The organism is Micromonospora echinospora (assembly GCF_900091495.1).
Classification (GTDB): Bacteria; Actinomycetota; Actinomycetes; order Mycobacteriales; family Micromonosporaceae; genus Micromonospora; species Micromonospora echinospora.
The window spans coordinates 7,688,956-7,709,520 of the sequence record NZ_LT607413.1; the positions used below are offsets into that span (position 1 = coordinate 7,688,956).

A 20,565-nucleotide genomic window follows, 5' to 3' on the forward strand; every position below is an offset into this window, starting at 1 on the left:
GGGATGCCTGGCCGACCCTGATCGGCACTCCTGGCGATCAACCCTGCATCAGCCGAAAGGAGAGGACTGTGCACCGGACGCTCATTGTGGCCCGTATGAACCCGGCGGATGCCGCGTCGGTCGCCAACATTTTCGCCGAATCGGACGCCACCGAACTGCCGCACATGATCGGGGTGGACCGGCGGACGCTGTTCCGTTTCCACGACCTCTACTTCCACCTCGTGGAGGCGGACCAGTCCATCAACCGCGACCTGTACAAGGCCCGCAGCCACCCGCTCTACCAGGACATCCACGACAAGCTGGCGCAGTTCATCAGCCCGTACGACCCGGCCTGGGCGGAACCGAAGGACGCCATGGCCGAGCCCTTCTACACCTGGACGCCGGAGCGATGACCGTCACCGGAACCGGCACCGCAGGCCGAGAGGAGAAAACCGTGACCACCACGAGCGCCACGAAGGTTTCGTGGAGCGACGTACAGCCGAACCGTCGGCGCGGCGGTGATGTCCGTATCCTGCTGAGCCCGAAGACGGTGAAGTCCACCACCGGATTCGGCGGAATGCTCACCCTGGAGCCGGGCGAATTCGTGTGCGAGCACATCCACCCGTATTCGGAGGAGTCCATCTACGTGGTGAGCGGTCAGATCACCATGCGGATCGACACCGAGTACGTCGACCTCGGCCCGGGTGAGGCGTGCCTGGTGCCGATCAACGTCAAGCACCGGGTGGAGAACCGCGGCCAGGAACCGGCCCAGGTGATCTTCCACCTCTGCCCGCTCGCGCCCCGGCCGGAACTGGGTCACATCGACACCGAGTTCCTGCCCGGCCGGGAGAACGAGCCGGCGCCCCAGGTCGGAGGGCACCAGTGAGCACACCGCGCGTCGCGGTCACCGGCATCGGCGTGATGGCACCGGGCGGCGTCGGCCGCCAGGCGTTCTGGGACATGATGACCGCCGGCCGGACCGCCACCCGACGCATCACCTTCTTCGACCCGTCGGACTTCCGCTGCCAGGTCGCCGCCGAGATCGACTTCGACCCGGCGAAGATGGGCCTGACCCCGCAGGAGGTCCGGCGGATGGACCGGGCCGCCCAGCTGGCCGTCCTGGCCACCCGCGAGGCGGTGCAGGACAGCGGGCTGGCCCTGGCCGACCTCAACCCGACCCGCACGGCGGTCACCGTCGGCAACGCGGTCGGCTGCACGATGGGGCTGGAGACCGAGTACACGGTGGTCAGCGACGGCGGTCGCAAGTGGATCGTCGACCACGAGTACGCGGTCCCCGAGATGTACGACTACTTCGCGCCCAGCTCGCTGGCGCGCGAGGTGGCCTGGGCGACCGGCGCCGAGGGTCCCGCCTCGGTGGTTTCCTCCGGCTGCACCTCCGGCATCGACGCCCTGGGGTACGCGGCCAACCTGATCCGCGAGGGCACGGCGGACATCGTGATCGCCGGGTCGACCGACGCGCCGATCTCGCCGATCACGGTGGCCTGCTTCGACGCGATCCGGGCCACGTCGACCTTCAACGACACCCCGGAGTCGGCCTGCCGGCCGTTCGACGGCAACCGGCGCGGGCTGATCCTCGGCGAGGGCGCGGCGATGTTCGTGCTGGAGAGCGCCGAGTCGGCCCGCCGCCGGGGCGCGCCGATCTACTGCGAGATCGCCGGGTACGCCACCCGGGCCAACGGCTTCCACATGACCGGCCTCAAGCCGGACGGACGGGAGATGGCCGAGGCGATCCGGCTGAGCATGGACCAGGCGCGGCTGAACCCCGAGGACATCCACTACGTCAACGCGCACGGGTCGGGCACCAAGCAGAACGACCGGCACGAGACGGCGGCGGTCAAGGCGAGCCTCGGCCAGCACGCCTACAAGACGCCGATGAGCTCCATCAAGTCGATGGTGGGCCACTCGCTGGGCGCGATCGGCTCGATCGAGGTGGCCGCCTGCGCGCTGGCCGTCAAGCACAACGTGGTGCCCCCCACGGCCAACCTGACCACCAGGGACCCGGAGTGCGACCTGGACTACGTACCGATGATCGCGCGTGAGCACCGCACCGACGCCGCGCTCAGCGTGGGCAGCGGTTTCGGCGGCTTCCAGAGCGCGATCCTGGTCGTCGACCCCGAGGCGGTGCCGGCATGAAGACAGCGGTGGTGACCGGCCTGGGCGTCATGGCGCCCAACGGCATGGACACCGAGACCTACTGGTCGTCCATCCTGGACGGCAAGAGCGGCATCAACCGCATCCAGCGGTTCGACGCCCCGCGCTACCCGGTCAAGCTCGCCGGTGAGCTGGCCACCTTCGACCCGAGCGAGCACGTGCCGAGCCGCCTGCTGGTGGAGACCTCGGCCATGAGTCACCTGGCGTTCGTGGCCGCCGAGATGGCGATCAGGGACGCCCAGGTCGACCTGACCCAGCTCCCCGAGTACGAGATCGGCGTGATCACGGCGAACGCCACCGGCGGCGTCGAGGTCGGCCAGCGGGAGCTGGAGAAGCTCTGGACGCAGGGCCCGGAGCACGTCAGCGCGTACATGTCGATCGCCTGGTTCTACGCGGCCACCACCGGGCAGCTCTCCATCCGGCACAAGCTGCGCGGGCACTGCGGGGTGGTGGTCTCCGAGCAGGCCGGCGGCCTGGACGCGATCGGCCACGGCCGCCGGGTGCTGCGGCAGAACCACCAGCTGGTCCTGGTCGGCGGCACCGAGTCGGCGATGTCGCCGGCCGGTGTGGTGGCCCAGATGCCCACCGGCAACCTGAGCCACAGCGACAACCCGGACGCGGCGTTCCTCCCGTTCGACGTGCGGGCGAACGGCTACGTCCCGGGTGAGGGCGGCGCGATCCTGGTGGTCGAGGACGCCGAGACCGCCCGTCGGCGCGGCGCGCCGCACGTCTACGGGGAGATCGCCGGGTACGCGGCCACCTTCGACCCCCGCCCCGGCGGGGACCGCAGGCCCACCCTGGAGCAGGCGGCCCGGCTGGCGCTCGCCGACGCGGGCGTCGAGCCCGGCGACGTCGACGTGGTCTTCGCCGACGCGTACGGCGTGCCGGAGCTGGACCGCGTCGAGGCGGCGGCGATCAGCGCGATCTTCGGTCCGCGCCGGGTGCCGGTGACCGCGCCGAAGACGATGACCGGCCGGATCTACGCCGGCGCCGGCGCCCTCGACACGGTCAGCGCCCTGCTCTCCATCCGCGACGGCGTCATCCCGCCGACGATCAACGTCGACACCCTCGCCCCCGGCTGCGACATCGACCTCGTCCGGGAGCGTCCCCGTACCGCGCCGGTGCGCACCGCGCTGGTGCTCGGCCGCGGGCACGGCGGGTTCAACTCCGCCGTCGTCGTCCGTGCCACCTCGTGACGATCCACCACACAACCGACTGGAGGCTCCTGCCATGAGTGAGATGACCCTGGACGACCTGACGCGCGTGATCCGCGCGACGGTGGGCGTGGACGACTCGGTCGACCTGACCGCCGACATCCGCGACACCCTCTTCACCGACCTCGGCTACGACTCGCTGGCCCTGCTCGAGGTGGTCAGCCGGTTGGAGAAGGAGTTCCCGGCCTCGGTCCCCGAGGAGAAGATCAGCGACCTGCGCACCCCGCGCGAGCTGATCGAGTTCGTCAACGCCCAGCTCACCGCAGCGGCGTGACGATGGCCGAGAAGACGGAGTGCGCCGTCGTCATCGACGCGCCGATGGACCTGGTCTGGGAGATGACCAACGACGTGCCGAACTGGCCGGACCTCTTCACCGAGTACGCCTCGGCGGAGGTGCTGGAGCGGGACGGGAACACCATCCGGTTCCGGCTGACCATGCACCCGGACGAGAACGGCCGGGTCAACACCTGGGTCTCCGAGCGGACCTCCGACCCGGCCACCCGGACCGTCCGGGCGCACCGGATCGAGACCGGCCCGTTCGACTTCATGCACATCTTCTGGGCGTACCGCGAGGTCGACGGCGGCGTGGAGATGCGCTGGGAGCAGGAGTTCCACGTCAAGGACGAGATGCCCTTCGACGACGCGGCCATGGCCGCGCACCTGCTCAAGAACTCGGCCATCCAGATGGCGGCCATCAAGGAACGGATCGAGAAGGCCGCCGTCGCCCGCTCCTGAAGCCGGCGCCACCCCTTACCTGGAGGACTGATGGAACAGCTACTTGCCGGCAAGAACGCCCTGGTCACCGGCGGCACGCGCGGCATCGGCCGGGCGATCGTGCTGACCCTGGCGAAGGCCGGCGCGAACGTGGTGACCTGCTACCGCTCCGAGGGCGAGGCCGTGGAGAGCCTGGCCCGGGAGCTGAAGGACACCCCGGGGCAGCACCACCTGGTCCGCGCCGACGTCGGTGACGCGGAGCAGATCGACCAGTTGCTGGCCGAGTGCAAGGTCCGGCTGGGCGGCCTGGACGTGGTGGTCAACAACGCCGGCGTGATCAGCCACATCGGCTACGACGACCTGTCGCTGGCCGACTGGCACGCGGTCGTCGACACCAACCTGACCGGCACCTTCCTGGTCATCCAGAAGGCCCTGCCGCTGATGGGCGAGGGCGCGTCGGTGGTCAACATCGGCTCCCGGGTGGCCAAGGTGGGCATCCCGATGCGGGCGCACTACACCGCGGCCAAGGCCGGTCTGGTCGGGCTGACCCGTTCGCTCTGCAAGGAGCTGGGCCGCCGGGGCATCCGGGTGAACCTGGTCGAGCCGGGCGTCATCGCCACCGAGGAGATGGCGCGGCTCACCCCGGAGCAGCGGGCCGCCATGGAGGCCCGGTACGCGCAGCTCACCTCGCTCGGCCGGCTCGGTGACCCGGACGAGGTCGCCGAGGTGGTGCTCTTCCTCGCCAGTGACAAGTCCCGCTACGTCAGTGGCGCCGCCATTCCCGTCGACGGAGGTATCTGATCATGAGCAACCCCACCTTCCGGGTCATGCTGCGGTTCGACATCAACCCGGGGATGGAGGCCGACTTCGAGCAGACCTGGCTCTCCATCGGCAGCGTCATCACCGACCACCCGGCCAACCTCGGCCAGTGGCTGATGAAGGACTCCGCGCAGGACTCGACCTACTACGTCATCAGCGACTGGGTGGACGAGCCCCGGTTCCGGGAGTTCGAGCACAGCGACGAGCACGTGGAGCACCGCAAGAAGCTGCACCCGTACCGGCACGGCGGGGCGATGTTCACCATGAACGTCGTCTTCGCGCTGCCGGCCGGCGAGGCCGCGAAGGCCCTGCGGTGAGCACCGCCGGTCGCGCCCGGGTGATGGTGTGGCACCGCGCGCCGGCCGACGACGCCGACGCGGTCGCCAAGGCGTACGACCAGATCAGCCGGCACCTGGAGGGCACCCCCGGCCTCATCGGCAACGAGCTGCTCCGGTCCACCACGGACCCGCACCGGATGGTGGTGCTCAGCGAGTGGGAGAGCCTGGCGGCCTTCCGGGTCTGGGAGGAGGGCGTCTCGCACCGCCCCTCCACCTCGCCGCTGCGCCAGTACCAGGACCGCGAGCAGGAGAACTTCTTCGAGGTCTTCGAGGTGTCGGCGGCGTTCTGAGCGTCGCCGTACCACCGGCGGCCGGCGGGCCGTCCGGGACGAGGGCCGGGCGACGACCGGGCGGGACGCCCGGCGATCCACCGGTGGCCGGAGGACCCCTGACCGGGGCTCTCCGGCCGCCGCCCGCCCGCATCCGGCCCCCGCGAACCGGGGGCGCACGACACGCCCAGGAATGGGCAGCGACGGAGTTTGGAGGCCGTACCGTGACCGACCCCCTGCCCCAGGTGGGTGCTGCCCGGACCACCGACGACCGGCCCGCCGGCACGCGCCGCGCGGCCGGCGGCGGGGCGGTGCCCAGGACCGAACGCCACCACCGGCGGCGGCTCGCCGGCAGCGCCACGGGACCGTCGGCATGAGGGTCGAGAGCCTCTACGTCGTCGGCACCGGGCGTCGCCTGCCCCCGGTGATGACGCTGGCGGAGGCGGAACAGGCCGGGCTCTGCGAGCGCCGGCAGGTCTGGCGTACCGAGGTGCAGTCGGTCTGCGTGAGCGAGGGCGAGTCCGGCCCGGAGATGGCCGCGCACGCGGCGCGGACCGCGCTCCGGCAGGCCGGGGCACGGCCGGCGGAGATCGACCTGGTCCTGCACGCGAACACCTGGTACCAGGGGCACGACATGTGGGCCCCGGCCTCGTACGTGCAGCGCGAGGTGCTGGGGAACTCCTGCCCGGCCATCGAGGTGCGGCAGATGTCCAACGGGGGCCTCTGCGCGCTGGAGCTGGCGGTGAGCTACCTGCTCGGCGACCCGGCGCGGACCAGCGCGTTGGTCACCACCGGGGACCGGTTCTGCGCCCCCGGGTTCGACCGGTGGCGCAGCGATCCGGGCACCGTCTTCGGCGACGCCGGCACCGCCGTCGTCGTCTCCCGCCGGCCCGGGTTCGCCCGGCTGCGCAGCATCGTCACCGTCGCCGACGCCGGGCTGGAGCAGATGCAGCGCGGGGTGGACCCGTTCGGCCCGGTCCCGTTCAGCGCCCGGGCCACCGTGGACGTGGAGAAGGTGCGGCAGGACTTCGTCCGCTCCAGCGGCCTCGACGGCATCCTCGACCGGATCGACCGGGGCCAGTCCGAGGCGATCGAGCGGGCCCTGGCCGACGCCGAGGTGAAGCTGGCGGACATCGACTGGTTCGTCCTGCCCAACCTCGGGCGCGGGCGGCTCAACGCCCACTTCCTGAACAAGTTCGCCATCGACCCCGACCGGACCACCTGGTCCTGGGGACGCCAGGTCGGCCACCTCGGCGCCGGCGACCAGATCGCCGGGCTGGGGCAGATCGCCGACTCGGGCGTCCTGCAACCCGGTCAGCGGTGCCTCCTCGCCGGTGTCGGTGCGGGGTTCACCTGGTCGTGTGCCGTGGTCGAGATGCTCCGCCGGCCACCCACCGCCAGCCGCCCGGCCACGACGGCCGGTCTCACCCGCACCGTCAGAAGGGGATGAGAGGCCATGACCTCGACAGCGACACCGCTCCCGCCCACCGAAAAGACCTTCCTCGGCCAGCCCCGCTGGTTCGGCACCCTCTTCGTCGTCGACATGTGGGAGCGGTTCAGCTTCTACGGGATGCTCGCCATCCTGGCGCTGTTCCTGGTCGCCTCCCCGGAGGACGGCGGCATGGGGATGTCCGAGGTGGACGCCGCCGCGCTCTTCGGCATGTACATGTCCCTGGTGTTCATGGCCGCCCTGCCGGGCGGCTGGCTCGCCGACCGGATCCTCGGTGCCCGGCGCGCCACCCTCTGGGGCGGCGTCTTCATCACCGCCGGGCACATCCTCCTCTCGGTACCCGCGGAGCCCACCCTCTACCTGGGTCTGGGCTGCATCATCATCGGCACCGGCCTGGTCAAGCCGAGCATGGCGGCGATGGTCGGCGACATGTACCGGGGCCAGCCAGAGCGGCGGGAGGCGGCCTTCTCGCTGTTCTACATGAGCGTCCAGGTCAGCGCGCTGCTCGCCCCGCTGGTCACCGGGTTCGCCGCCGAGCGGATCAACTGGCACCTGGGCTTCGGCATCGCCGCGTTCGGCATGGTCGTCGGCCTGATCCAGTACGTCGTCGGGATGCGCGGCCTCGGCGACGTCGGCTCCCGCCCGTCGAACCCCGCGCCCCCGGAGGTGCGGTCCCGCGTCTGGCGGCGCTCGGCGATCTTCGGGGGCGTCCCGGCGCTGCTGGCCGTGCTCGGCGTGGCCAGCGGGGTGATCGCCCTCCAGCAGGTGCTGATGCTCCTCGGCCTGATGGTGCTCGGCGTGCCGGTGGTCTACTGGGTCCGGCTGAACCGCCGGCCGGAGATCCAGCCGTACCGGGTACGGCTGCGGGCGTTCCTCTGGATGCTGATCGCCTCGGCGTTCTTCTGGATGCTCTACGCCCAGGGCCCCGCCCTGATGAACATCTTCGCCAAGGACTCGGTCGACCGGGACGTGTTCGGCTTCGAGGTGCCGGCGAGCTGGTTCCAGTCGGCGCAGCCGCTGTTCCTGCTGCTGCTCGCTCCCGCGTTCGCCGCGCTCTGGGTGCGGATGGGCTCCCGGGTGGCGGTGCCGCCGAAGTTCGTCGCCGGCATGCTGCTCGGTGGCGTCTCGTTCGTGATCATGGCTTTCGCCGCCTCGCTCGCCGAGAGCGGACCGGTCTCGCCGCTCTGGCTGCTGACGGTCTACCTGATCATCGTCTGCGGTGAGCTGGTGGTGGCGCCGGTCGGGCTCAGCCTGGCCGCCCAGGTCGCCCCGCCGGGCTTCTCCAGCCAGATGATCGGCCTGTTCTGGCTCTTCGCGGCGGTCGGCGCGGCCACCGGCGGGCAGCTCGCCGGGATCACCGCGGTGGTCTCCGACGCCACCTTCTACCTGGTGCTCGGCGGCATCGGGCTCGCCGTGGCGGCGGCCCTGGCGCTCTCCGTCCGCTCGCTGACGCGACGCCTCGCCGACGAGCCCGTACCGGACCAGCCGGCGACGGCGCCGTCGCCGGCCGAGGGCGTGAAGTCCCTGAGCTGAACGGAGTGACGCCATGCCGACGGATCAACCGACCAGCATCCTGAACCAGAAAACACCCAACGCCCTGCTGCGGGGCGGACCGGGCCGCGCCGGCGAGGTCGCCGACCGGTACTGCCGCGCCGACGAGGCGGCCTCGACGCTGAAGCTCCGAAACGGCAACTGTTACGACCACTTCCGGGTCGAGCCCGACCGGATCGTCGACGGCCAGGGGCGCAGCCTGCGGCTGTTCACCTGGAGCCACCGCACCTACGTGGCGGAGTGACCGGCGGGTTTCCCCGGCCCGCCCCCGGGAACCCATATGTAGAATCGCTATAGGTACCGGCACGCCGAGGGTGGGAGGCAGCTCATGAGGACGCTGGTGGCAGTTCTGATCGGCCTCGTCGCCGGGTTCTTCACCGGCCTGGTGATCGACCAGATCATCGGCGTCGTCGGCCTGCTCACCTCCGGCGACCCGGGCGGCTTCCGGTTCCTGCCGGTCGTCCTGGCCGTCCTCGGCGCGATCGTCGCGGTCCTCGTCGCCCGGCGGCGGACCACCCCGCCCCACCGCTGAGCCGCACCGCCACACCCGCCTCGGGCGCCTCCCGTCACCGACGGGAGGCGCCCGTCGTCGTACCCGGATCCGACCCCGTTGATCTCCAAGCGCGCTTCGAGCCGTCCTCCAAGCGGGGCTGCCAGGCTGGGCCGGCCATCATCCGGGAGGAGTCACTCGTGTACGACGAGACAACACCAGTACTGATCGTCGGGGGTGGGGTGGTGGGGCTCTCCACCTCCCTGTTCCTGTCCGCGCACGGCGTCCGGTCGGTCCTCGTCGAACGCCACCCGGGCACCGCCATCCACCCCCGCGCCTGGGGCTGGTACCCGCGCACCCTGGAGCTGTACCGCTCCGTCGGGCTCACCGACGCGATCTACGCCGAGAGCGCCGGCTTCGCCGGGCACGTCCTCAACGGCAAGGTCGAGTCGCTGACCGGCCGGGAGATCCACATGTCCCGGATCCCCGACGAGGAGGACGTCAGCGACATCAGCCCGATCGAACGACTGGTCTCGCTCCCCCAGGACCGGATCGAACCGCTGGTCCTGGACCGGGCCTACGAGCTGGGCGCCGACATCCGCTTCGGTGCGGAGCTGGTCGACCTCGCCCAGGACGACGAGGGCGTCACCGCCACCGTCGCGGACCGGAAGACCGGGACCCGGCGGACCATCCGGGCGGAGTACCTGGTCGCCGCGGACGGCACGCACAGCCCGATCCGGGAACGGCTCGGCATCCGGCGGCACGGCCGGGGCGTGGTCCGCCACCAGATGAGCATCCTGTTCCGCGCCGACCTCACCGGGCCGCTCGCCGGCCGCCGGTTCGCCATCTGCCAGGTGGAGAACGACCGGGTGGAGGGCATCCTCGGGCACGACGACTCACTCGGCCAGGGCACCCTGATCGTCACCTACCACCCCGAGAAGGGCGAGCGCCCGGAGGACTTCACCGACGAGCGCTGCGTCGAGCTGGTCCGGGCGGCGGTGGGCGTACCGGACCTGGAGGTCGGACTGCGCAGCGTCATGCCGTGGGAGATGGGCGCGCTGGTCGCCGAACGGTTCACCGACGGGCGGATCTTCCTCGTCGGCGACGCCGCGCACGTGGTGCCTCCGGTCGGCGGGTACGGCGCGAACACCGGCATCCACGACGCGCACAACCTGGCCTGGAAGCTGCACGCCGTGCTGACCGGGTCGGCCTCCCCCACGCTGCTGGCCAGCTACGACGCCGAGCGCCACCCGGTCGGGGTGACCGTGATGACCCAGGCCGGACTCCGGCTGGCCACCCGGGGCGGGTTCGCCACCCCGGAGCAGAAGGCCGCCGTCCGGGACACCCTGATGGTGACCTTCGGCTACGTCTACGACTCGTCCGCCGTGGTCGCCGAACCGGGCGACACCGTCCCCGCCGCCCCGCCCGGGCCGGGCGGGATCCGCACCGCCGCCCTGGTCGACCCACGTCAGCTCGGCGGCCGGCCCGGCACCCGCGCGCCGCACGTCTGGCTGCGCCTGGACGGGAAGCGGATCTCCACCCTGGACCTGTTCGGCCGGCGGCCGGTGCTGCTGCTCGGCTCGGCCGGCGAACCGTGGCGGGCCGCCGCGACGGCAGCCGCCAAGCGGCTCGGCGTCGACCTCGACGTCCACCGGATCGGCGCGGACCTGGTCGAGGACGACCGCCCCTGGCACGACACGTACGGCGTCACCGCGCAGGGGGCGGTGCTCGTCCGGCCGGACGGTTTCGTCTGCTGGCGGTCCCCGGCCGACGCGGAGCCCACCGAGTCCACCGTCGAACGCGTGCTGACCGCCCTCCTGCACCCCTGACCCACCGCACCGCCCCAGCCGGGCTCGGGTGGTAGCAGGGGCCCCTTGTTACCGCTTTTTGATGAGGAAGGGTCCCCTGCTACCACCTCAGCCCAGCCCAGCCAGCCCAGCGCAGCCAGCCAGCCAGCCAGCACAGCCAGCCAGCCAGCACAGCCAGCACCGCGAGCACAGCCAGCCAGCTAGCCCAGCCCGAGGCAGCCGTCCGGCCGAGCTTCGCGGCGTCGGGCGTGCGCAGCGTCGGCGCCCGTCGCGCACCCGCGCGGAACGCCGCCCGGACAACACCGACGCGCCTGTCAGAACCACCGCGCCCGGGAGGGAACCGTGAGCGAACCGCAGACCACCGTGGGTGAGGCACCCGTGGGGCGTACTGAACCCATAGCGATCGTCGGACTCGCCTGCCGGCTTCCCAAGGCGCCCGACCCGGGCGCCTTCTGGGAGCTGCTGCGGGACGGGGTCGAGGCGGTCGGCGAACCGCCGGCGGACCGGTGGCGGGACGTGGGCGAACCGCCGGCGGAGGTACGTCGGGCCGGCTACCTGGACCGGGTCGACACCTTCGACGCGGCCTTCTTCGGCATCAGTCCCCGCGAGGCCGCGGCGATGGACCCGCAGCAGCGGCTGATGCTGGAGCTGAGCTGGGAGGTGCTGGAGGAGGCCCGGATCGTCCCCGCGTCGGTGCGGGACAGCCGCACCGGGGTCTTCGTCGGCGCGATCTGGGACGACTACGCGACGCTGTCCTACCGGGGCGGTCCGGAGGCGGTCTCCCCACACACCGTGACCGGGGTGCACCGCAGCATCCTCGCCAACCGGGTCTCCCACCACCTCGGCCTGACCGGGCCGAGCATGACCGTCGACACCGGACAGTCGTCGTCGCTGGTGTCGGTGCAGTTGGCCTGCGAGAGCCTGCGCCGGGGAGAGTCCACCCTGGCCATCGCGGCCGGCGTAAACCTGATCATGGCTCCGGAGAGCACCACCGGCATGGCTCGGGCCGGGGCGCTCTCGCCCGACGGCCGCTGTCACACCTTCGACGCCCGCGCCAACGGCTACGTACGGGGCGAGGGCGGCGCGGCCGTGCTGCTCAAGCCCCTGGCCCGGGCGCTGGCCGACGGCGACCGGGTGCACGCGGTCATCCTCGGGGGCGCGGTCAACAACGACGGGGTGGCCGAGGGGCTGACCGTGCCCAGCCGCGCGGCGCAGGAGGAGGTGCTGCGGCTGGCGTACGCCGATGCCGGCGTCGACCCGCTCGACGTGCAGTACGTCGAGTTGCACGGCACCGGCACCCGGGTCGGTGACCCGGTCGAGGCGGGCGCGCTGGGCCGCGTACTCGGTGCGGGCCGCCCGGCGGATGCGCCGCTGCTGGTCGGCTCGGCCAAGACCAACGTCGGTCACCTGGAGGGAGCGGCCGGCGTCGTCGGGCTGCTCAAGGCGGTGCTCGCCCTGCGTCACCGGCTCCTGCCGGCCAGCCTGAACTTCACCACCCCCAACCCGGCCATTCCGCTGGACGAACTGCGGCTGCGGGTGCAGCAGCGGGCGGGCGACTGGCCCCGACCGGAGGCGCCCCTGCTCGCCGGGGTTTCCTCGTTCGGCATCGGCGGCACCAACTGCCACCTGGTGCTCGCCGCCGCCCCGGGCCAGCCGGTCGGCGCGGAGCCGGCGAGAGCAGTGGGCGGGCCGACGGTCGACATGATCGCCTGGCCGCTCTCGGCACGGGGCGAGGGCGCCCTGCGCGAGCAGGCCGCCAACCTGGTCCGGCACCTGGACGCCCACCCCGACCTCGATCCGGGCGCGGTGGCGCACAGCCTGGTCACCACGCGGACCCGGTTCGACCAGCGTGCCGTGGTGGTCGCCGGGGACATCGCCGAGGCGCGGGCGGCGCTGACCGCGCTGGCCGGGGGGCAGCCCGACAACGGGCTGGTCACCGGTTCCGCCACGCCGGGCAAGGTGGTCTTCGCGTTTCCCGGGCAGGGCTCCCAGTGGGTCGGCATGGCACTGGGACTGCTCGACACCCACCCCGTCTTCACCGCGCAACTACAGCGCTGCGCCGAGGCGCTCGCCCCGTACACCGACTGGAACCTCCTCGACGTGCTGCGCGGCGAACCGGACGCCCCACCGCTGGACCGCGTGGACGTGCTCCAGCCGGCACTCTGGGCGATGATCATCTCGTTGGCGGAGACGTGGCGGGGGCACGGCGTCGAACCGGACGCGGTCATCGGCCACAGCCAGGGCGAGATCGCCGCCGCGTACGTCGCCGGGGCGCTCACCCTCGACGAGTCGGCGCGGATCGTGGCCCGTCGCGCCCAGGCGATCACCGCGATCTCCGGCACCGGGGGCATGGTCTCCGTCCCGCTCCCGCCCGACCAGGTCGACCTGACCCCGTGGGCGGGACGACTGCACGTCGGCGCGCTGAACGGGCCGTACTCCACGGTGGTCTCCGGCGACCTGGACGCCCTCGACGAGATCACCGCCGCGCACGCCGAGCGGGGGATCACCTGCCGCCGCGTCAACATCGACTACGCCTCGCACACCCACCACGTCGAGCCGCTGCGCGAGCGGTGGGACGAGATGCTCGGTGAGCTACGGCCGACCGCCGCCCGGATCCCGTTCTGGTCCACGGTGGCCGCCGGCCCGGTCGACGGCACCGCCCTGACCGCCGCCTACTGGTACGGCAACCTGCGCAACCCGGTCCGCCTCGACGAGACCGTCCGGGCGCTGGCCGCCGCCGGGCACACCCACTTCGTGGAGCCCAGCCCGCACCCGGTGCTGACCGTCGGCATCCAGGACAGCCTGGACGTCAGCGACGTCGTCGGCACCACCACCGGCACCCTCAGGCGTGGCGACGGCGGCCCGCGCCGGCTGCTGCTCTCCCTGGCCACCGTGCACACCCGCACCGGGCGGGCACCGGTCCTCACCGTCGGCCCGGGATCCGTTCCGCACGACACGGTCGATCTGCCCACGTACCCGTTCCAGCGGGAGTCGTACTGGATCGCCGCCGGACCGGCGCCGACGGGGTCCGCGCCGGCCGGCGCGGCGCACCCGGTACGGGACGCGGAGCCCGTCCGGGACGCGCGGCCCGGCCTGACCGGCACCCTGGCCGAACGGCTCGCCCTGCTGCCCGGGCCCGAGCGGTCCCGGCTGACGCTCGACCTGGTCCGCAAGAACGCCGCGGCGGTGCTCGGGCACGCCTCCGACACCGCGATCGGCGTCGACGTGACCTTCCGGGACCTGGGCTTCGACTCGGTGCTCTCGCTGGAACTGCGCAACCGGCTCGCGGCGGCCACCGGGCTACGGCTCGCCTCCGGGCTGCTGTTCAACCACCCGACCCCGACCGCCCTCGCCGGGCACCTGCGCGACGAACTGGTCGGCGCGGGCGGCGACACGGCGGCCACCCGGGCGGGCGCGGACCCGGACGAGCCGATCGCCGTGGTCGCCATCGGCTGCCGCTACCCCGGCGACGTCCGCTCCTCGGAGGACCTGTGGCGGCTGGTCGCCGACGGCGTCGACGCGATCGGCGAGTTCCCCACCAACCGGGGCTGGGACCTGGAGGGGCTGTTCGACCCGGAGCCCGGCGCACCCGGCAAGTCGTACGCCCGGCACGGTGGCTTCCTGCACCGGGCCGACGAGTTCGACGAGGAGTTCTTCGGGATCAGCCCACGCGAGGCCGCCGCGATGGACCCGCAGCAGCGGTTGCTGCTGGAGACCTCGTGGGAGGCGTTCGAGCGGGCCGGCATCGACCCGACCACGCTGCGCGGCAGCCGCACCGGCGTCTTCATGGGGCTGATGTCCCAGGAGTACGGGCCACGGCTCTACGAGACGTCGGCCGGCTCCGACGGGTACCGGCTCACCGGCAGCACCGCCAGCGTCGCCTCCGGGCGGATCTCGTACGTGTTCGGCTTCGAGGGCCCGACGTTCACGGTGGACACCGCCTGCTCGTCGTCGCTGGTGGCGATCCACCTCGCGGTGCAGTCGCTGCGCCGGGGCGAGAGCACCCTGGCGGTGGCCGGCGGGGCGTGCGTGATGTCCTCGCCGGGCATCTTCGTCGAGTTCAGCCGGCAGCGCGGTCTCGCGCCGGACGGCCGCTGCAAGGCCTTCGGGGCCGGGGCGGACGGCACCGGCTGGGCCGAGGGCGCCGGTGTCCTGCTGCTGGAGCGGCTCTCCGACGCGCGCCGCAACGGCCACCGGGTGCTCGCGGTGATCCGGGGCAGCGCGATCAACTCCGACGGGGCCAGCAACGGGCTCACCGCCCCGAACGGCCCGTCCCAGGAACGGCTGATCCGGGACGCGCTGGCCGACGCGGGCCTCTCCCCCGCCGAGGTGGACGCCGTCGAGGCGCACGGCACCGGCACCCAGCTCGGCGACCCGATCGAGGCCGGCGCGCTGCTCGCCACGTACGGGCAGGACCGGCCGGCGGACCGGCCGGTCCGGCTGGGCTCGCTGAAGTCGAACATCGGGCACAGCCAGGCGGCGGCCGGGGTGGGCGGCGTGATCAAAATGATCGAGGCGCTCCGGCACGACCTGCTCCCGCCCACCCTGCACGCGTCCGAGCCCTCGCCGCACGTGGACTGGTCGTCCGGCGCGGTCAGCGTGCTCACCGAGGCGGTGCCGTGGCCGCGCGGCGAGCGTCCCCGCCGGGGCGCGGTCTCCTCGTTCGGCATCAGCGGCACCAACGCGCACGTGATCCTGGAGGAGGCTCCGGCCGACGCCGACCCGACGGGCGGTGACGACAACCCGGCCGCCCCGGGTGACGCGGTGGTCGCCCTGCCGCTGTCGGCGCGCGGCCAGGCCGCCCTGCGCGAGCAGGCCGCCAACCTGGCCCGGCACCTCGACGCCCACCCCGACCTCGACCCGACGGTGGTCGCGCACACGCTGTCCACCACCCGGGCCCGCTTCGACCACCGGGCGGTCGTGGTCGCCGCCGGGCGGGAGGCGACCCGCGAGGCGCTCACCGCCCTCGCCGCGGGCCGGTCCGCGCCGAACCTGGTCACCGGCGCCCCGACCGAGGGGAAGACGGTCTTCGTCTTCCCCGGGCAGGGCTCCCAGTGGGTCGGCATGGCGCTCGGACTGCTCGACACCCACCCCGTCTTCACCGCGCAGCTGCACCGCTGCGCCGAGGCGCTCGCCCCGTACACCGACTGGAACCTCCTCGACGTGCTGCGCGGCGAACCGGGCACCCCGCCGCTGGACCGGGTGGACGTCATCCAACCCGTCCTCTGGGCCATGATGATCTCCCTCGCCGAGACCTGGCGGGCGCACGGCGTCGAACCGGACGCGGTCATCGGCCACAGCCAGGGCGAGATCGCCGCCGCGTACGTCGCCGGGGCGCTCACCCTCGACGACTCGGCGCGGGTCGTCGCCCGCCGGTCGCAGGCGATCACCGCGCTGGCCGGCACCGGGGGCATGGTCTCCGTGCCGCTGCCGGTGGAGGAGGTGGACCTGTCCCCGTGGGCGGAACGGATCCACGTCGCGGCGATCAACGGACCCCACTCCACGGTGGTGGCCGGTGAGGCCGCCGCCCTGGAGGACCTGGTCGCGACCTTCCAGGGCCGGGACGTCAACGCCCGCCGGATCGACGTCGACTACGCCTCGCACACCCCGTTCGTGGAGCCGATCCGCGAGCGGATGCACGAACTGCTCGGCGAGATCCGGCCCCGGGCCGCGCGGATCCCGTTCTGGTCCACCTACACCGGCGGCCTGCTCGACACCACCGAGCTGGGCACCGGGTACTGGTTCCAGAACCTGCGCAACACCGTCCGGTTCGCCGAGACCGTCCGGGCGCTGGCCGCCGCCGGGCACACCCACTTCGTCGAGACCAGCCCGCACCCGGTGCTCACCATCGGCATCCAGGACACCCTGGACGCCGCCGACCACCCGGGCACCACCACCGGGACGCTGAAGCGCGGTGAGGGAACGGCCGCCCGGCTGCTGCTCTCCCTGGCCCACGTGCACACCCACACCGGGCACCGGCCCCGGCTGGTCACCGACCCGACGTACGAGCCGGGTGGCACGGTCGACCTGCCCACGTACCCGTTCCAACCGCACCGGCACTGGCTCGCCGCGCCCGGCGGGGCGGCCCCGGACCGGACCGGGGGGCACCGGTTCCTGGACGCCGAGATCGACCTGGCCGGCGACGCGGGAGTGCTGCTCTCCGGCCGGCTGTCCCGGCGCGCACATCCCTGGCTCGCCGACCACGCGGTACGCGACACGGTGCTGCTTCCCGGCACCGCCCTGGTCGACCTGGCCTCGTACGCCGCCGACCGGGCCGGCTGCGGCGCGGTCGACGACCTGGTCCTGGAGGCGCCGCTGGTGCTGCCGGCCACCGGTGGGGTGGAGATCCAGGTGAGCGTCTCCCCCGGCGACGAGCCGGAGCGCCGGGCCCTGACCATCCACTCCCGGCCGGCGACCGGGGAGGCGGACACCGACCGGACCTGGGTCCGCCACGCCACCGGAACCCTCGCCGAGACCGGACCGGACGAGGGGACGCGCCTGGACGAGTGGCCCCCGCCGCAGGCCGAGCCGTGGGACCTGACCGACGCCTACCCCCGGCTGGCCGACGCCGGCTACCGGTACGGGCCGACGTTCCGGGGCCTGCACCGGGCCTGGCGGGACGGTGACGACCTCTACGCCGAGGTACGGCTCGCCGACGATCAGCCGGTCACCGGTTTCCACGTGCACCCGGCACTGCTCGACGCGGCGCTGCACCCCCTCGTGTCGGTCCTGCTCGACGGGGACACCCGGGCCGGGATCGCCCTGCCGTTCGCGTGGAGCGGGGTGCGGGTGCACGCGGTGGAGGCGACCGCGCTGCGGGTGCACGTCCGGCGCACCGGGGAGCGGAGCGCCGCGCTGACCCTGACCGACGAGTCCGGCTCGCCGGTCGCCGAGGTGGAGTCGCTCACCCTGCAACCCGCCGCCCCCGGTCAGCTCACCGCCACGGCGGCGCACCGGGACTCGCTGCTGGAGCTGGCCTGGACCGAGGTGACCGCGCCACCGACCGCCGGGGTCACGCGGCTGGCGGCGCTCGGCGAGAGCGACCTGGACGCAGTCGGCGCGACGGTCTACCCGGACCTGGCCACGCTGCTCGCCTCGGTCGAGGCCGGGGCGCCGGCGCCGGACGTGGTGGTGGCCACCGCCGGGGCCCCGGAGCCGGAGATGGTCCCGGCGACCCACTCGGCGGTCACCGCCACGCTGGACCTGCTCCAACAGTGGCTGGCCAGCGACCGGCTGGACGCCTCCCGCCTGGTGCTGACCACGTTCCGGGCGGTCGCCGCCGACCCGGGCGAGCCGGTCCGGGACCCGACGACCACCGCGGTGTGGGGGCTCGTGCGCTCCGCGCAGACCGAGCACCCCGGCCGGTTCGTCCTGGTCGACCTGGACACCCCGTCGCACCTGCGGGTTCCCGCCGCGGTCGCCACCGCCGAGCCGCAGGTGGCGGTCCGGGGGGACGCGCTGCGCGTACCCCGGCTGGCCCGCACCGGCACCGAACAGGACCTGGTCGTGCCGGAGACGCCGGACTGGCGGCTGCTGGCCGCACCGCGCGGCACCATCGACAACCTGGCCCTGGCCGGGCCCGCCGGGACGGACCGTGCACTGGCCGAGGGGGAGGTCCGGATCGCGGTCCGGGCCGCCGGCCTGAACTTCCGCGACGTACTGATCACCCTCGACATGTATCCGGGCGCGGCGACGATGGGCTGCGAGGCGGCCGGGGTGGTCGTCGAGGTCGGCGCGGGCGTGACCGACCTGACCCCCGGCGACCGGGTGATGGGCCTCTTCCCCGACGGGGCCTTCGGTCCGGTCGCGGTGGCCGACCACCGGCTGCTCACCCGCATCCCGGCGGGTTGGACCTTCGCGCTCGCCGCCAGCGTGCCGACGGTCTTCCTCACCGCCTGGTACGGGCTGGTCGACCTGGCCGACCTGCGGGCCGGCGAACGGGTGCTGATCCACGCCGCCACCGGCGGGGTCGGCATGGCGGCGGTGCAGGTCGCCCGGCATCTGGGCGCCGAGGTCTTCGCCACGGCCAGCCCGGCGAAGTGGGACACGCTGGTGGAGGCCGGCTTCGACGACGCGCACATCGCCAACTCCCGCACGCTGGACTTCGAGCAGTGGTTCGCCGACGCGACCGGGCAGGAGGGCGTGGACGTGGTGCTCAACTCGCTGGCCGGCGAGTTCACCGACGCCTCGCTGCGGCTGCTGCCCCGGGGTGGCCGGTTCGTCGAGATGGGCAAGACCGACATCCGTCCGGCCGAGCGGGTCGCCGCCGACCACCCGGGAGTGACGTACCGGTTCTTCGACCTGCTGACGGTGGACCCGGACCGGATCCGGACGATGTTCGCCGCCCTGATGGACCTCTTCGGCTCCGGCGTGCTGGAGCCAAGCCCGATCACCACCTGGCCGATCGAGCGGGCCCCGGCCGCCTTCCGCCACCTCCAGCAGGCCCGGCACGTCGGCAAACTCGTGCTGACCCTGCCCGGAGGCCTCGACCCGGAGGGCACCGTCCTGATCACCGGCGGCACCGGCACGCTGGGTCGGCTGCTGGCCCGGCACCTGGTCACCCGGCACGCCGTCCGGCACCTGCTGCTGACCGGCCGACGCGGCCGGGACGCCGACGGGGTGGCCGAGCTGGAGAAGGAACTCGCCGAGCTGGGCGCGGAGGTGACCGTGGCGGCCTGCGACGTGGCCGACCGGGACGCTCTGGCGCGGGTGCTCGACGAGGTGCCGCCGGCCCACCCGCTCACCGCGGTCGTGCACACCGCCGGCCTGCTCGACGACGCCACGGTCGAGGCGCTCGCCCCGGAACAGGTGACGGGGGTCCTGCGGCCCAAGGTGGACGGTGCCTGGCACCTGCACGACCTGACCCGGGACCTGCCGTTGGACGCCTTCGTGCTGTTCTCGTCGGTCGCCGGGACGATCGGGCTGGCCGGTCAGGGCAACTACGCCGCCGCGAACGCGTTCCTCGACGGACTGGCCGCACTGCGCCGCTCCACCGGCCGCACCGCCACCTCGCTGGCCTGGGGCCTGTGGGCCGAGGCCAGCGGGATGACCGGGCACCTCGCCGAAGCCGACCTGGCTCGGATGAGCCGGGCCGGGGTCGCCGGACTGTCCAACGAGGAGGGTCTCGCCCTGTTCGACCTGGCCGTCACCCGTGACCAGGCCCACCTGGTGCCGGTTCGACTGGACCGGGCCGCGCTGCGGGGCCACGCGCGACTCGACACCGTCCCCGGCATGTTCCGGGACCTCGTCCCGCCGCCCGGACGGCGGGTCGTCGAGCGGGTGACGCGGGGCGCGGGGTCGTCCTCCTCCTGGGCCGACCAGCTCGCCCAGCTACCCGAGGAGCGCCGGCACGACGCCCTGGTGCGGCTGCTGAGCACCGAGGTCGCGTCGGTCCTGGGCCGCAGCGGCGGGATCGACCACGGCCAGACGTTCCGGGACCTCGGTTTCGACTCGCTCGCCTCGGTGGAGCTGCGTAACCGGCTCCGGACCGCCACCGGGCTCCGGCTGCCCGCCGGGGTGGTCTTCGAGTACCCCCGGGTGGGCGAGCTGGCGGAGGTCCTGCTCGACCAGGTGCTGGCGGCGGGGAAGGCGTGACCTCGGGGCCGCCGGTGGCGGCGGCGCCACATCGGGACGGGACGGTGACGCCCCCGGCCGGTGGTGCTGCCACCGTCACCGGCGGCCCCGCTCCAGGTCCGCTCGCCCGCCGGCCCGGTGCCCGGTGGTCCGCCCCGCCCGGCACCGCTCCAGGTCCGGTCGCCCCC

The 20,565-nt window shown here is 73.3% G+C and carries 16 protein-coding genes; all 16 read left to right on the forward strand.

Translation table 11 applies throughout. The features are described 5' to 3' along the window. The first annotated feature begins 68 nt into the window (after positions 1-68). The 16 genes from GA0070618_RS32755 (at position 69) to GA0070618_RS32825 (ending at position 20,398) form a co-directional block, all read left to right on the forward strand. Positions 69-392 carry a TcmI family type II polyketide cyclase gene (locus GA0070618_RS32755; protein ID WP_088985094.1) on the forward strand — a complete coding sequence of 108 codons (324 nt, stop codon included), beginning with the start codon at positions 69-71 and terminating at the stop codon, positions 390-392. 41 nt (positions 393-433) lie between these two features. Then, positions 434-865 carry a cupin domain-containing protein gene (locus tag GA0070618_RS32760; RefSeq protein WP_231931538.1) on the forward strand — a complete coding sequence of 144 codons (432 nt, stop codon included), beginning with the start codon at positions 434-436 and terminating at the stop codon, positions 863-865. After that, a complete protein-coding gene (locus GA0070618_RS32765) occupies positions 862-2,133 on the forward strand; it encodes a beta-ketoacyl-[acyl-carrier-protein] synthase family protein (RefSeq protein ID WP_088985096.1) in 1,272 nt (423 codons plus the stop codon). The genes GA0070618_RS32760 and GA0070618_RS32765 overlap by 4 nt, the downstream gene beginning before the upstream one ends. Beyond that, positions 2,130-3,347 (forward strand): ketosynthase chain-length factor, encoded by a 1,218-nt coding sequence (locus tag GA0070618_RS32770; RefSeq protein WP_088985097.1) that lies wholly within the window; start codon positions 2,130-2,132, stop codon positions 3,345-3,347. The genes GA0070618_RS32765 and GA0070618_RS32770 overlap by 4 nt, the downstream gene beginning before the upstream one ends. A gap of 34 nt (positions 3,348-3,381) precedes the next feature. Then, complete coding sequence (locus tag GA0070618_RS32775; RefSeq protein ID WP_088985098.1) at positions 3,382-3,639, forward strand: acyl carrier protein; 258 nt, start codon at positions 3,382-3,384, stop codon at positions 3,637-3,639. A gap of 2 nt (positions 3,640-3,641) precedes the next feature. Next, positions 3,642-4,100, forward strand: a complete 459-nt coding sequence (locus tag GA0070618_RS32780; protein WP_088986014.1) for an SRPBCC family protein — start codon at positions 3,642-3,644, stop codon at positions 4,098-4,100. A gap of 30 nt (positions 4,101-4,130) precedes the next feature. Next, positions 4,131-4,880 carry an SDR family NAD(P)-dependent oxidoreductase gene (locus GA0070618_RS32785; protein WP_088985099.1) on the forward strand — a complete coding sequence of 250 codons (750 nt, stop codon included), beginning with the start codon at positions 4,131-4,133 and terminating at the stop codon, positions 4,878-4,880. Between the two features lie 2 nt (positions 4,881-4,882). Beyond that, positions 4,883-5,215 (forward strand): antibiotic biosynthesis monooxygenase family protein, encoded by a 333-nt coding sequence (locus GA0070618_RS32790; protein ID WP_088985100.1) that lies wholly within the window; start codon positions 4,883-4,885, stop codon positions 5,213-5,215. Beyond that, positions 5,212-5,526 (forward strand): antibiotic biosynthesis monooxygenase family protein, encoded by a 315-nt coding sequence (locus GA0070618_RS32795; protein ID WP_197701698.1) that lies wholly within the window; start codon positions 5,212-5,214, stop codon positions 5,524-5,526. The genes GA0070618_RS32790 and GA0070618_RS32795 overlap by 4 nt, the downstream gene beginning before the upstream one ends. A 203-nt stretch (positions 5,527-5,729) precedes the next feature. After that, a complete protein-coding gene (locus GA0070618_RS35085) occupies positions 5,730-5,882 on the forward strand; it encodes a hypothetical protein (protein WP_231931539.1) in 153 nt (50 codons plus the stop codon). After that, positions 5,879-6,955, forward strand: coding sequence for a ketoacyl-ACP synthase III family protein (locus GA0070618_RS32800; protein WP_088985101.1), 1,077 nt, complete (start codon positions 5,879-5,881; stop codon positions 6,953-6,955). Before GA0070618_RS35085 ends, GA0070618_RS32800 begins: the two co-directional genes overlap by 4 nt. Positions 6,956-6,961: 6 nt before the next feature. Continuing rightward, positions 6,962-8,488, forward strand: coding sequence for a peptide MFS transporter (locus GA0070618_RS32805; protein ID WP_088985102.1), 1,527 nt, complete (start codon positions 6,962-6,964; stop codon positions 8,486-8,488). A 13-nt stretch (positions 8,489-8,501) separates the two neighbouring features. After that, positions 8,502-8,750 (forward strand): DUF5988 family protein, encoded by a 249-nt coding sequence (locus GA0070618_RS32810; RefSeq protein ID WP_197701699.1) that lies wholly within the window; start codon positions 8,502-8,504, stop codon positions 8,748-8,750. Positions 8,751-8,834: 84 nt separating this feature from the next. After that, positions 8,835-9,038, forward strand: coding sequence for a DUF5957 family protein (locus tag GA0070618_RS32815; protein WP_088985103.1), 204 nt, complete (start codon positions 8,835-8,837; stop codon positions 9,036-9,038). A 158-nt stretch (positions 9,039-9,196) separates the two neighbouring features. Beyond that, complete coding sequence (locus tag GA0070618_RS32820) at positions 9,197-10,825, forward strand: FAD-dependent monooxygenase (protein ID WP_088985104.1); 1,629 nt, start codon at positions 9,197-9,199, stop codon at positions 10,823-10,825. Positions 10,826-11,146: 321 nt separating this feature from the next. Continuing rightward, a complete protein-coding gene (locus GA0070618_RS32825) occupies positions 11,147-20,398 on the forward strand; it encodes a type I polyketide synthase (RefSeq protein WP_197701700.1) in 9,252 nt (3,083 codons plus the stop codon). The last annotated feature ends 167 nt before the right edge of the window (positions 20,399-20,565 follow it).

What these genes read in the sequence shown, in the direction of transcription:
- GA0070618_RS32770 (WP_088985097.1), top strand. Translation starts at nt 2,130, where the DNA reads ATGAAGACAGCGGTGGTGACCGGCCTGGGCGTCATGGCGCCCAACGGC.
- GA0070618_RS32775 (WP_088985098.1), top strand. Translation starts at nt 3,382, where the DNA reads ATGAGTGAGATGACCCTGGACGACCTGACGCGCGTGATCCGCGCGACG.
- GA0070618_RS32780 (WP_088986014.1), top strand. Translation starts at nt 3,642, where the DNA reads ATGGCCGAGAAGACGGAGTGCGCCGTCGTCATCGACGCGCCGATGGAC.
- GA0070618_RS32785 (WP_088985099.1), top strand. Translation starts at nt 4,131, where the DNA reads ATGGAACAGCTACTTGCCGGCAAGAACGCCCTGGTCACCGGCGGCACG.
- GA0070618_RS32790 (WP_088985100.1), top strand. Translation starts at nt 4,883, where the DNA reads ATGAGCAACCCCACCTTCCGGGTCATGCTGCGGTTCGACATCAACCCG.
- GA0070618_RS32800 (WP_088985101.1), top strand. Translation starts at nt 5,879, where the DNA reads ATGAGGGTCGAGAGCCTCTACGTCGTCGGCACCGGGCGTCGCCTGCCC.
- GA0070618_RS32805 (WP_088985102.1), top strand. Translation starts at nt 6,962, where the DNA reads ATGACCTCGACAGCGACACCGCTCCCGCCCACCGAAAAGACCTTCCTC.
- GA0070618_RS32810 (WP_197701699.1), top strand. Translation starts at nt 8,502, where the DNA reads ATGCCGACGGATCAACCGACCAGCATCCTGAACCAGAAAACACCCAAC.
- GA0070618_RS32815 (WP_088985103.1), top strand. Translation starts at nt 8,835, where the DNA reads ATGAGGACGCTGGTGGCAGTTCTGATCGGCCTCGTCGCCGGGTTCTTC.